Origin of the sequence: Paenibacillus sp. B2(2019), from assembly GCF_008370385.1 — a bacterium.
Taxonomy (GTDB): Bacteria; Bacillota; Bacilli; order Paenibacillales; family Paenibacillaceae; genus Paenibacillus_AQ.
Window position 1 is genome coordinate 163,073 of record NZ_VTZR01000028.1, and the last position, 12,900, is coordinate 175,972.

General features: G+C 44.1%; 13 protein-coding genes. 2 read left to right on the forward strand and 11 right to left on the reverse strand.

The features are described from left to right. Window positions 1-22 precede the first annotated feature (22 nt). From PAENI_RS28980 to gpr, 3 genes are all read right to left on the reverse strand, one after another. Window positions 23-508, reverse strand: coding sequence for a hypothetical protein (locus PAENI_RS28980; protein WP_149647636.1), 486 nt, complete (start codon window positions 506-508; stop codon window positions 23-25). A gap of 63 nt (window positions 509-571) precedes the next feature. Next, window positions 572-1,945 (reverse strand): stage II sporulation protein P, encoded by a 1,374-nt coding sequence (locus tag PAENI_RS28985; RefSeq protein ID WP_149647637.1) that lies wholly within the window; start codon window positions 1,943-1,945, stop codon window positions 572-574. A gap of 156 nt (window positions 1,946-2,101) precedes the next feature. Beyond that, a complete protein-coding gene (gene gpr, locus PAENI_RS28990; protein WP_042191024.1) occupies window positions 2,102-3,103 on the reverse strand; it encodes a GPR endopeptidase in 1,002 nt (333 codons plus the stop codon). Window positions 3,104-3,413: 310 nt separating this feature from the next. Between gpr and rpsT the strand changes: the two genes are divergently transcribed. After that, window positions 3,414-3,686, forward strand: a complete 273-nt coding sequence (gene rpsT, locus PAENI_RS28995) for a 30S ribosomal protein S20 (RefSeq protein WP_042130412.1) — start codon at window positions 3,414-3,416, stop codon at window positions 3,684-3,686. A gap of 249 nt (window positions 3,687-3,935) precedes the next feature. Here the strand turns inward: rpsT and holA are convergent, their stop codons facing one another. The 5 genes from holA to PAENI_RS29020 all read right to left on the reverse strand — a co-directional run bounded on the left by holA (window position 3,936) and on the right by PAENI_RS29020 (window position 8,520). Beyond that, window positions 3,936-4,955: a DNA polymerase III subunit delta gene (gene holA, locus PAENI_RS29000; RefSeq protein WP_042191027.1), complete on the reverse strand. Its 1,020-nt coding sequence runs from the start codon at window positions 4,953-4,955 to the stop codon at window positions 3,936-3,938. A 278-nt stretch (window positions 4,956-5,233) separates the two neighbouring features. After that, window positions 5,234-6,475 (reverse strand): anti-sigma factor family protein, encoded by a 1,242-nt coding sequence (locus PAENI_RS29005; protein WP_149647638.1) that lies wholly within the window; start codon window positions 6,473-6,475, stop codon window positions 5,234-5,236. Then, window positions 6,472-7,020 carry an RNA polymerase sigma factor gene (locus PAENI_RS29010; protein WP_036677530.1) on the reverse strand — a complete coding sequence of 183 codons (549 nt, stop codon included), beginning with the start codon at window positions 7,018-7,020 and terminating at the stop codon, window positions 6,472-6,474. Before PAENI_RS29010 ends, PAENI_RS29005 begins: the two co-directional genes overlap by 4 nt. Before the next feature lie 385 nt (window positions 7,021-7,405). Further along, entirely contained in the window at window positions 7,406-7,642 is a 237-nt protein-coding gene (locus PAENI_RS29015; protein ID WP_042191032.1) for a hypothetical protein, read from the reverse strand. 236 nt (window positions 7,643-7,878) lie between these two features. Then, complete coding sequence (locus PAENI_RS29020; protein WP_042130419.1) at window positions 7,879-8,520, reverse strand: bifunctional 2-keto-4-hydroxyglutarate aldolase/2-keto-3-deoxy-6-phosphogluconate aldolase; 642 nt, start codon at window positions 8,518-8,520, stop codon at window positions 7,879-7,881. A gap of 345 nt (window positions 8,521-8,865) precedes the next feature. On the opposite strand from PAENI_RS29020, the gene PAENI_RS29025 reads away from it, so the two are divergent. Then, window positions 8,866-9,816, forward strand: a complete 951-nt coding sequence (locus tag PAENI_RS29025; protein ID WP_149647639.1) for a sugar kinase — start codon at window positions 8,866-8,868, stop codon at window positions 9,814-9,816. Between the two features lie 88 nt (window positions 9,817-9,904). On the opposite strand, the gene PAENI_RS29030 is transcribed toward PAENI_RS29025, so the two are convergent. The 3 genes from PAENI_RS29030 to PAENI_RS29040 all read right to left on the reverse strand — a co-directional run bounded on the left by PAENI_RS29030 (window position 9,905) and on the right by PAENI_RS29040 (window position 12,649). Beyond that, the gene (locus tag PAENI_RS29030; RefSeq protein ID WP_149647640.1) at window positions 9,905-10,921 is read right to left on the reverse strand and encodes a LacI family DNA-binding transcriptional regulator; all 1,017 of its coding nucleotides are present in this window, start codon (window positions 10,919-10,921) and stop codon (window positions 9,905-9,907) included. A 73-nt stretch (window positions 10,922-10,994) separates the two neighbouring features. Beyond that, complete coding sequence (locus tag PAENI_RS29035; protein WP_149647641.1) at window positions 10,995-12,113, reverse strand: hypothetical protein; 1,119 nt, start codon at window positions 12,111-12,113, stop codon at window positions 10,995-10,997. Next, entirely contained in the window at window positions 12,110-12,649 is a 540-nt protein-coding gene (locus tag PAENI_RS29040) for an RNA polymerase sigma factor (RefSeq protein WP_149647642.1), read from the reverse strand. The genes PAENI_RS29035 and PAENI_RS29040 overlap by 4 nt, the downstream gene beginning before the upstream one ends. Window positions 12,650-12,900 lie beyond the last annotated feature (251 nt).

Sequence of the window (12,900 nt, forward strand, 5' to 3'; positions counted from 1 at the left end):
GAAATAACTGTTTCGCCTGAAATCATTGTGATTCTTCCGCCGAATCGAACAATGAGACTACCCAGCGTATGCCCTTCTGAGAAGCTTGCTGCAGAAGACCTGCCGTTTTATCCGCTATCACATCGACTGTCGGCTTTTGTTCCTCAGGAATCAGAATCTGCTCTGGAGTTTTCGTATTATACCCATCTACCACCTTCTGAGGAAGATCTGTAGTTGGCGCAGGATTGCTATTCTGAGGCAATGGAGAAACAGGCGTATATGCACCTGTGAGAGGGTCGATCACCATCGGAACATACACATAAGTCTGCCCACCTTGTGTAACCCCATTCTTAATCGGCTGTGATTGCATGCCCGTCACTTGACTGGTTGGCGTAGTCGATAGGTCGGTCCAGCCTGGCAACAGCTTAGAGACGGTCGCCCCTCCGCTGCCGCTGAACTGCATACCTAACAGTATGCCGACCCCTGCCCAAATACCGACCATAACCAGTTTTTTACCGAAACGAGACATGTAAGCCACTCCTTTTTAAATACTTGGTAATAAGGCTGTTTATTCTAATTAAATGTCTATAGCTTAAGAAGCTCCGTTCGACTTTTGAGGTGCTGTAGCATTGGTTTGTCCCTTGCTCTCTTGGGTTGTGGGATTCGTCGCCTTGCCAGCTGCGTTTACCTTCTCCGAGTCATGACTGCTCCAATACACATCCGCAATAGCATCTGCCAAGATATCAGCCGTACGCTTTAATTCCTCTGCTGTATTATCAATACCGCCCACTTCAATCAAGACACTATTAGGTGAGAGGGTTTGGTTGTACTCCCCGTTGTTTCCTTTACCCGCAGCTTTTCCCCATATTCCGCGAGATATTCCTGGGTAACTCTTTTCAATCGTTTGATGAATCTTGTTCGCAAACTCTTCGTTCTTCTTCCAATCTTTATTCGCATGTCCAATAATAAAATACACCTGAGCGTAACTTTTCCCATCAATCACTGCAGTTGTTTTGCCATGACGCTGCGAGTCGCGGTGAATGTCGATAAGTTCACTCATTTCTTGATTTGAGCTCATCGCAGATTTAACCAGCATTCGAGAGTATTTGTAGGAAAAATTCCAGTTATAGTCGGCAATTTTTGTTAGAAAATCTTCTTTGGCATGAACTGTACCAATCCCGCGTTGTTCCAATCTTTTCGTAATATATGATCCTACCAGCATTACATTTTTAGAAGAAACCGCAGAGCTTGGATTTTCGTTCGCTACTCCTAGTAGAGGGTTGTAGGCCTCCCGAGGATGTGAATGATAGATAAGAATCCGTTTAACTGACGTGTCCTTGGTATTATCTGTCTCGCTTTGCGGATCACTCTTATCCGTACCTCCCGCAGCTCCTGATGGCTCAGGAGACGGAGCTATTGTCGCTTCAGGCTGCTGTGCTGGAGTATCTTCGGGCTTGTCCACTTCGTTTGGAACCGATGGATCAACCTCTTCCCTTCCACCCTCAGCCAGTTCATCCGTTCCCGGATGATAATCAACAGGAGCTCCTGTAGAGCCACCCGAGCCTTTTCGTAAAAGAAATGGATCATCCGCTGCCAAGCCTGGCACTTCACGAGAAACTAGACTCTTCGGATCACTTGGATTCACACTGGTCAGCAATTGAAATACAAAGGAAGTTACTTTTTCACCTGAAAAAGCGGAAGGCTCTTTCCCTTGCGGTAAATGGGGGACCTCCATCCCCAACAACTCCATGAAAAATCCACTCGATAGGGAGGCCGCAAGCCCCTTCATAGATGGAATGGGTGAAGAGTTCAACTTCTGTCCGGCCAATCCACCAGCGCCAAGCAGCATAAAAAATACTAGCGAACCTCCGGCCAACAGCAGCATCGTTCTTCCCAGCGATAAAGCATCCAGCACTCTTCCACGTAAACGGCCGATGTTCCAAAGCTGAAACCATTTTTTATTCATTATATTTATGTCCTCCTCCAGCCCTCTGTAATCTCTTATACTCCAAATCTATGAGCGAAAGAGAAATAGTAGAACCGTAAATGAGAGAATAGACATAGAGTCCGGCGAGATACTGTACATCAGCATCCCGCCGGACTTGTGCTAGCTATAATTCAATTAGTGGGTATAAGCGCCGACATTCTCAGGATCGACCGCATCATGCAGGGCCGCGTTCAGACCACTGGCTACAATATTGGCGATGCCTTCAATAAATTCATCGATTTCCTTAGGTGTAACGATCAAATCATGTCCTAGTGGCTCAAGTACTTCCTTCACTAATGACAATCGTTCCTGCTCAGAAATATCGTCTAGCATCCCCATAATTTCCTTGGTGTGACCAGCTCCTTGTCCGAAATGATTCTTCATCATCTCCAGTACATTATTTACAATGGTCGAAGCATAGCAAACTGTAGGAACACCGATAGCAATACAAGGAACACCCAGAATTTCCTGCGTCAATCCGCGCCGTTTATTGCCAATCCCCGAACCGGGGTGGATACCGATGTCGGCAATTTGAATCGTCGTATTGATCCGTTCAAGCGAACGGGATGCCAGCGCATCAATGGCAATAATAAGATCCGGCTTTGTACGATCCACGATCCCCTGTACAACCTCACTCGACTCGATACCGGTCAACCCTAACACCCCGGGAGCGATAGCACTTACCTTACGGTAGCCTGGAGAGACCTGATCCGGCACGAGCTCATAAAATTGCCGAGTAATGAGCGCATTCTCCACCACCAGCGGCCCCAATGAATCTGGAGTCACATTCCAGTTCCCCAGTCCAACGATCAGTACAGATGCATCCTTACCAATCCCAATCCTAGTCAGGAAGTCCTCGAATTCGCGAGCAAAGACTTCAGCTACTTTTTGCTGCAAGCCAGTATCTCCATTGCGCAATGCTGGTACCTCAAGTGTGACATAATTCCCAATCGCGCGACCTATCGCCTGTGATCCGGCAGCGTTAGCCACACCAAGCCGGGTAACTTTTATCCCATCAGACTCTTCCACTTCTTCGTTTACACCAGGGATTGGCGTCCTTTGTGGCCCTTGAGCCATTTCCTTTGCCTCTAACGCCAAGTCCGTGCGTACCGAATATAGCTGCAGATCCGGTTCCATTGTTCCAGCCTCCTAAAAGTTTTGTGAGCATCGCTCCAATGAATTACTTCGAGCAAAACTTGCTTCGTAAGCGATACTTAGTTTTGTGAGCAGACACTTCCTTGAGTTACTTCTAACAAAAACTCAAATTGCAAGCTTCTGCCTATGCTCTTTTGTCGATAGTGTGCGAGAGAAAGCCCTTGTTTATGCAGGTTAAAATGGTTTAATTTGAAAGCTTTAAGTATTGCTTTTTACTACCGGTCATGCTAAACTATTTTAAGTTGTGAATCATTTGATAATGATTTCGAATGTCTTACAGGAGGTGAATGCAATGCCAAATATTAAATCCGCGGTTAAACGCGTAAACACGAACGAAAAACGCCGTGCACTGAACGCTTCCCAAAAATCCGCGCTTCGTACAGCTGTGAAAACTGCTGATGTAGCACTGACAGGTACGGAAGTTGAAACTGCTCAAGCTGCTTTCCAAGCTGCTTCCAAAAAGCTGGACAAGGCCGTAACTAAAGGTCTGGTTCATAAAAATGCGGCTGCCCGCAAAAAATCCCGCTTGGCGAAGAAATTGAACGCTCTTAAGGCTCAAGCCTAGGACGACATTCATAATGAGCAATTGAAGAACCTGACCGCTATGTTTCATACGGTTGGGTTTTTTTGTGCCTACTATTCTATAAATATAAGTAATAGTTTCCTTTAGACGTTAGTTGAATGAAAAAAAAACCACCTTAGGAAGGTAGTTTTCTTAAACGATCAACTTTTCTCCTTTGAATAAGTTACTTTCATTCCGATTAGGCATTTTTCATAGATGGATCATCTCCATATACTTTTTCCACTGCTTAGTTCAAGTACCTAGCCGCAACATAAACAATTCCAGACCAAGCACTTTATCTATAGCTCCTGTCTTCATCTTATAATCCAGATCAGCTAGTGCACTTAAAATTTGCCGCAGACGTTCACTTGAGAACTTGTGGGCCTGCTCCCCTGCAAGCTTTACTGCATAAGGATGAAGTCCAATTTGAGACGCAATCTGACCTTGCGAATAACTATGTGCTGATAAATCCTTCACCTGTAAAATAATTCGGAACTGCCGCGCAACCAGCGCAGCAATCTTAATGGGTTCTTCCCGCTGCTTCAACAGCTCATACAGCGTATCAAGTGCCTTATCTAGACGCAGATTAGCGATGTCCTCTACAAGCGTAAACACATTTTGTTCCGTTCCGCGATGCACCAGACTTTCTACTGCTTCTGCATCTACGGTTCCGCCCTTACCAGCGAACAAACATAGCTTGTCCATTTCCGCGGATAAGCCCTGCAAACCTGTCCCGGCATTAGTGATAAGAATCTCTGCGGTGCCAGGTGCCATCGTACAACCCCGCTCACGAATCCCTTTCTCTACCCAGCGCAGCAGTTCTTCTGCCCCTAGCGGGTTGAAAGCTAATACCGTACCCGCCGTTTTAACAGTCTTCACAATTTTCTTACGCTCGTCCAGCTTGTCACTATTCACCATAAAGACGATCACACTGAAATCTACAGGATGCTGCAAATAATCACTTAAAATATCTATACGATGCTCAAGTTTGGCATTTTCTTTTCCCGCTGTAAATAACGATGCGTCCCGCACCAGCAATAATTTACGTTCTACCATAAAAGGTACAGTCTCAGCTTCTTCTACCACAGCCTGCACCGGCGTCTCAGAGAGATCAAAGGGAATAACCGCAAAATCGCGATCCTCTTTGGCAATCAGCTGGTCTTCCAGCAATGCGGCGAATTCATTCATTCGAAATTTTTCACTGCCGTACAAAAGGTACAGCGGTGAGATTTTCCCTTGTTTGATTTCTTTTATCGCCGTTTTGGCATCCATTCCGCCACTTCCTTTTCCATTCATCTAGCCCAATTTGCCCAGATTCCTATTGTAGCAAAAAAAACGACATAAATGCACATGCAAAAACGGAGAAACTCTGGCAGCCATGGCCAAAGCCCCTCCGTTTAAGCGGCGCATCTATATAAACGCCGGAGTGAGAAGCCCTAGAAACTTCCCATCCGACGGTCATACCGATGTTCTTCAAATCCTATACTTTCTAGTTCCTGTCCGGTTGCTATAGTATATTCTGAAACTTCGAAAAATGTTCCAGCCTCAATTTAATTTGTTGACGTTGAAGATGGAGTCTTCGATGGTGTCGCCCCAGGTGATGTAACCGGCGTTGAAGAAGCTGTTGCTTCCTGTACAGTGTACACCTTAGTGGTATTCACACCATCCTTCTCCGTCACATACGTGAACTGGGAGCTATCCGCCGACCATTCTCCAGAAATCCAATTTCCTTCTAATGGATAAGAAGTCACTGCTATCCTATCTTCCACTGAACCTTCGGGTGAATTCTTATAAATAACAAGCTGTAATCCAGCAAACTCAACGGCATAATGCCCATCAGGGGAAGTCCAAGTCTGTACATTAGAATCATTAGAAATGTTAAAACCCATAACGCCCATTCCGAAGTCATCAGAAGTCTTTAATGATTCCTCCGTAGATGGCACTGAATCAGCTGCGATCCCTTTATCTATAGAAGCAGGTTGATCCTTCTTATCAGCTTTGGACTGATTATTACCGCCAGCACTAGTATCCGGAGTTTGAACTTTCGTTACAGTATCCGGCTTCGGCGTCATAATCTTCTCCGTAGGATTGGGCTTCACATTATTTGTTGGTTCTGGTATCGACCGTCCTCCAGATCCAGCATTAGTTTCTGTTGGAGAAGTCGGCATCGACGCAGGGTCTACCGGCCCCATCGCTCTATCTAATGCAGCGTTATCTTCATTCACATCAGGAGCAGCTGGTAGAGCCCCCGAATCCGTTCCGCTATTAGCAGGCGCAGCTTCATATGATTCAGCAGAAGTAGAGGCTTGCGATTCAATAGCCATATTATTAGCACTATCACTGGTCGCTTTACTACTATCCTGCATCATTTGTTCTACCTCTGCCCCAGGCATTTTATCCGGCATATTAAAAATAGCGATCCCTAATATTACGGCAGCTGCGATAGCTCCAATGCCTGTCCGTGCTGCTATAGAGGTTCCCTTGGAAGGTTTACCGCGGGAGCTTTCTCGTGAAAATGGAACTACAACTGGTTCCTCGGTTCTCACAGCGCTTTGTTCACGACTGCTTCGATCCAATTCTGCAAGCTGAGGTAAAATAGAGTCAACCAGACTAAACGGGGGTTTCACGTCTGGCAACTGCTCCAATTCTTTGGAGAGAAGTGTCAGCCGCTCAAAGACTTCCGCGCAGGAAGGACAATTATCGATATGACGGAACATCTCAACAATCTCATCTTGGCTCAAGTCTTGGTCTATATAGCGGTGCATCCATTCCATCACCTCCGCGCATTTCATCCCGATACACCACCTTTCTGGTACTCCTGAAGTCTATTCTGCAGCTGCTGTCTGGCCCTAAACAGATATGATTTCACTGTATTCAAAGGCAAATCCAGGCAGTCTGCAATCTCGTTGTAAGAAAAATCTTGTAAATAGCGCAGGACGATGACTGTCCGATGATGCTCGGGCAATTGATCAATCGCTTCACGTATATCCTCAGCTAAATAAGAGGATAGAACCTCACGTTCCACATTGTGTTTATCCTGAAACACCATTTCATGCTCATCAATAGAAACTGTAGGTTTAGTTCTTCTGAATTTATCAATGCAAATATTGGTAACGATTCGCTGAACCCACGTTTTGAACTGGGCCTTTTCCTCATATGAACCGATTTTGGTATAAACCCGGATCAAGGCCTCCTGAGATGCATCCAGCGCATCTTGTTCATTATGCAAAATGTAGAAGGCGGTTTTATATACATGCCCTTCAATTTCTCGCAATAGGGTGATTAGAGCGTCGCGATCGCCCGCTTGAGCGGCTCTGATGAGTCCCTGCTCCACCACGAAGGTTCCCCCTCTCTATGCAATCTTACTGACGCGCAAGACTGCGAATTTGTTGCAACCCTGTAATTAATATTTTTAGAATACCAAACTTTTCTTAGAACGTCATGTTAAGCCATCTTTTATAAAGCGCTATCGCACATTTCATAGCATTTCGCAGCCAATAATTCCTACTAAGCATACAGGGGAAACTTCAATCATTCAAATACTCTTTTTGAATAACTTTATAACAAAAATGGCACAAGTATAAACGCCTTCGGCATCCCAATAAGGCCGGCAAGCGTTTAGGTAAGAAATATCTCCCATTTCCAAAAGAAACGGCTTATCCTCCTGTCGGAAAAGAAGCCGTCAGTAAACAAGAAATAACCTTAGAATCGAGCACATAACTCTATTTATATAACACAATCTTGCAGAGCATGAACACTGCGTAGTTGTCCCTAGTTTCATCATCCACAACATACGCCTCTCCATTCTCAAAAATATGAGGGTTATTGTAATTCCTCTCTAATCTATAGATCTGGCCTTCCGTCACCTTACAACCATGGAATGCCGACGCAATTTCTACGTATTCCGCATCCTCTTCATCAGCTGCAAGATACAGCTTTTTATCATGATAAGCAGGCATATACTCACTCCCGGTCCGATAATAAACCATTCCAATTCGTAGACGTCAGTCAAACATCATAACTCTTCTACTTTATAGTTTATTGCCTTTGTCCTCATTCTATACTTTATGAAAACATATAATGTAAGAAAATCTGAATGTCGGAAAATATGTATATAAAAAAGGTTGTACGGCTGACATGCGTCAGCTATACAACCTTCAATAAATCTATCTATTCGAATTAAGAAAAAACAGAATTAAATACCTTTTACCTCTTTAAATTTTGCCACATACTGAGCCGCAAGATCGGTAATCTGATCGTATCGACCATCCTTCGCAGGTGCAGTCAAATTACCCCCGATACCTACTGCTATACAGCCGTTGGCAATCCACTTTTCCATATTATTCAGATCCACGCCACCTGTTGGCATAATGTTCACATGCGGCATAGGGCCTTTAACCGCTTTCACATAATCCGGACCAAACGCACTGCCAGGGAACAACTTAAGTACATCCACACCAAACTTCAATGCTTCCTTCATTTCATTTAATGTCATGCAGCCAGGCATGTACGGAATACCATAAAGATTACACATTTTAGCTGTCTCTGCTTCAAAAGAGGGACTGACCACAAATTCCGAGCCTGCAAGAATGGCTATTCTCGCCGTTAATGGATCAAGTACAGTTCCTGCTCCAATCACTGCGCGATCTCCGTACTCCGCTACCAATCGTTTAATCGCCACATCCGCATCCGGAGTAGTAAAAGTTACCTCAATATTATTCAAACCGCCTTCGATACAAGCAACGGACATTTTAAAAGCTTCCTCAGCACTATCAGCACGAATAACGGCTACAACTCCAACCGACGCCACATTCTGCAATACTTTCATTTTCTTCATCAGTAGACTCCCTTTCTCTTGGTACGATCATAGATGAATATGAAATACTAATTTAGATAAACTTTTTTATTAAATTTACTAATTAAAACGATATAATCTATAATCAGATAGTAATAACAATACAGTTAACAGTCAATACATTTTTATGAATATAGAGATATAAATTTATATAAATGACCAACAAACCCTTGTTTTATAAGGATTAATTGGTCATTTGTTTTCTTTTATCCAAAACACCTTTTGGATTAAAAATCATTCTTTTATTGTACAAAACCGATTTATGTGATAATTTCAAATTATACATCATTATACTGGGATAAATTCATTACCCTAGGAGGAACTCAAATGAGTAAACAGTTGGATGCCGTCACTTTCGGGGAGCCGATGGCGATGTTTTATGCGAATGAAACGGGTCCCCTGCATGAAGTATTTTCGTTCTCCAAAGCGTTGGCAGGTGCCGAGAGCAATGTAGCTACAGGCTTATCGCGCTTAAATCATCCTACAGGTTATGTTACGAAGCTTGGCGAAGATAACTTTGGTCATTTCATTGCTCAAGCAATGAAGAAAGAGAACATTGATACCACCAACATTACTTTTACTAAAGAAAATTCAACGGGTATGTTAATCAAATCAAAGGTTGTTACTGGCGATCCTAAAGTCGAATACTTCCGCAAAAATTCCGCAGCCTCCAAGCTTAGTCTGGTTGATTTTGACGAGGCATACTTTAATGCTGCAGGACATTTACACGTAACAAGTATCTCCGCCGCCTTATCCAAGAGCTGTCATGAATTCTCTGTTCATGCTATGGAGTTTATGAAGCGACAAGGAAAGACGGTCTCCCTCGATCCAAATCTGCGGCCTAGCTTATGGCCGGATACAGAAACGATGGTGAAGACGATCAATGATCTGGCTACACGCTGTGATTGGTTCCTTCCAGGACTCGGTGAAGGCAAGATTCTTACAGGTCTAAGTACACCAGAAGAGATTGCGGACTATTATCTGGCGCGTGGCGTCAGCTTAGTCGTCATCAAGCTCGGACCTGAAGGCGCTTACTATAAATCCGCTGAAGGAGAAGGTTATGTAGACGGGTTTAAGGTAGAGCAGGTCGTTGATACCGTAGGTGCAGGTGATGGTTTTGCCGTTGGTGTAATCAGTGCGATGCTGGAAAAGCTTCCGATTGCTGAGGCCGTCAAACGTGGCAATGCGATCGGTGCGTTAGCCGTCATGTCGCCTGGCGATATGGATGGACTTCCAACCCGTGAGGAGCTTGCGAAGTTTATGCAGCAGGAGGTTTAGGCACATAGATTTGAGTATATTCATTAAAAAATGCCGTCTCACAGTTGAACTGTGGAACGGCATTTCTTTGTATTTTTATAGCCTGTACTTATTTATAAGACTTCACAGACTGCCCTTGTTGCAAGGTCGGCGGAAAACGATAAGTGATAGGAACAGAAGCACCTTTATCCTCAATACAAGAGAGTATAATCTTAGCAGCTTGCATGCCCATTTCGTAAGCAGGCTGACGAATTGTTGTAATGACCGGATTATAAATTTGCGCGAACTCCGCATCATCTATACCGATGACAGACAATTGTTCCGGAATAGCGATGGCATTTCGATTCGCATATTTCAAAATCTCTGCTAGCGTGATATCATTCGTAGCCAATAGCGCTGTCGGAGGGTGCGGCAACGCTAAAAGGCGCTTCAGTCCTGCAGCTAATTCTTCTTTTGGCACACTACAAATATACTCCTCACTCAGCGTTAGGCCCGCTTCTTCCATCGCTTTTTTATAACCACTGATCCGCTCTTTACGAGGGGTAATAGCGTGTTCCCCTAGCGGCAGGGTGACCAGAGCAATTCGCTCATGGCCTTGCTGTGTAAGCTGTCCCACACCTATCTTGGCCGCCATTTCATTGTCGAGCAGCAAACTCTGTGTAGTGATTCCATCTACCAGACGATCCATAAACACTAACGGAAAATCCGCCTCTATTAGTCGGCTGTATGCAGATGGATTGTTCCCCGTCGGAAAAATAATCAAACCGTCCACCTGGCGGGCAACTAAGGTTTCGACGTATTTGCTTTCTTTTTCCGCATTCTCATCGGCATTGCATATGATTACTTGGATTCCGTGTTGCTGCAGCTCGTTCTCGATCGCCCGGATACATTGAATAGACAGCGAATAATCGATATTAGCAACGATGATTCCGACCATATGCGTCCGATTCTGTTTCAGACTGCGCGCAAGTCCATTCGGTTGATAATTGAGCTCCTCAATCACAGCCTCGATCCGGTTTTTCGTCGCTTCACTCATATATTTAAAACGTTTGTTCAAAAATTGAGAGACCGTACTCTTCGACACTCCCGCTTTTTGAGCCACATCATCAATTGTTAACTTCTTCATCACTTCGGCTCCACTCTTCTCAAAAGAAAATTACTTTATCAAAAAGTATAGCTTTTATTGGGTGAATTATCTACTAAGGAGTATTGTTCATAAAATCCATATAAAGCTTATTTTGTTGCTCTTCCGATAAAAAAGCCCAATTCTCATCCAGCCACCCCAATCCAGCTTTCATAAGAATATCCGCTTTACGTTGTTCCCCGCCCACTTTATAATCCATGATTAGTGTTTCTCCCTTAATCTCTTTAAACCCAATTGCTATAGCAGGTGTTGGAATGCTCATGGTTTCCATATCATAAAGTACGGTTTTCTCTTTGTACTTTTTATCCCCTGCATATTCTAAGTAACTAAGTACGAGCTGCTCATGCTCCTTATCAACAGCTATGATTGACTTGTAATCTAATAGTGTATCATCGAAGGATTCAAGCGCTATGGGAACCACAGATTCTCCCGCCGCTGCTTTTTTAACATTAATCATCGAAAACTGGCCATCCTCATATATACCTACACCAAGAGTCTTTTTGTAAGAAGTTAACAGGACATAATCTCCCGCTCCAAAAACCCCACTCAAATATTGATAGGTACTTGCCCCTCCCGCATAAAGAGGAAAAGTATATATCCTAGTAGCCGAAGAAGCCGATAGCTCCGTCTGGTCCTTCGAGCTCAGGTAAAGGGTGAACGGTTCTGTAGGATGTGTGTACTTTGGCTTCTTGTAGTCAACCATCGGGGGTGGCGGCGACCAAAGGATTCCCGCTGTTGTCTCAACGGCATATGCTTTAGTCTTATCTCTGCTCATTGGCAAAGGCATGTAGTATTTCTTACCGCTAATCTCAAACTCTGCTGGGCTTGTCGGAGGCTCTGACGCTTTGTCATTAGTAATAGGAGTAGAAGAAGGTAGTATCGCTGCGGCTTGTGACTGCACCGATGAAGATTGGACTGGACCCTGACTCTTCCATGCGCCTATAGGCAAGTTAAGTGCACCTATCAACAAAATCATAGCCACACTGGTCAGTAGCACACTTTTGTTTATTCGATAACGTCTGTGATTTTTATTTTTAAGCGTAGCAGCCTGTTCGATCTGAATCATCAGCTCAGGTGTAAAGCCATCTTCAATAAAAGGCCTTTTGCCTGCTTGTGCATACCAATCAGTCTGTCCGATCATCACTGGATTACTATTATCAGCTTTGCCTTTCATTCTCTCTCCTCCTTCTGGATGGCTTGCTTAACCTTCTCCCTCGCCCGCGCGAGACGAGATTTCACAGTTCCTTGTGGTACATTCAGTAAATCGGACATTTCGCTGATCGATAGTCCATGCTGAATATCCAGTACTAGCACCTCTCTGTTCTTATCTGGTAGGGTCATAATAATTTCCCAGATTCGGTTCGCATACTGATTGCCTAGCGCTTCCCTTTCTGCAGACAGAACAGTTACAGTGGCAGGTTGATCTCCAAATGGTATAAATCTGCGCCAAAAGCTATTTTTGCTCCAGCTGAAGGCTGTATTTCTAGTAATCGTAAGCAGCCAGGTCTTCATCGACGATTGTCCTCGGTACTTCCCCACATTCTTATATGCCTTCAAAAACACTTCTTGGCTAATATCATTCGCTTGCTCACGGCTTCTAGTTAAGAAAAAAGCATAATTCCACACATCCGATCCATACTCCTCCATCATTTCCCGCAAGGTCATTTCGGACGCATACGCTTCTGCATATGGCATATCTTCGCTTAGCATGTTTCGTCTCACCCCTTGCCTAATAAGACTTTCCAAACTTGAAAAAGTTCCCTTTAAAATAAATAATTAGGTTATATATTACTTAACAGCATAATCTCTATATCTGTCTATTAAAAAGCACCACCGATGAACGCTTAAACGTCATCAGTGGTGCTCGCGTGTCCGATTGGGGAGAGCTGAATATATCTGTAAATAGCTTTCTATTGCATTTCGTGCAATAGAACTTGATTTTCCAACTCCATAGAAAGATT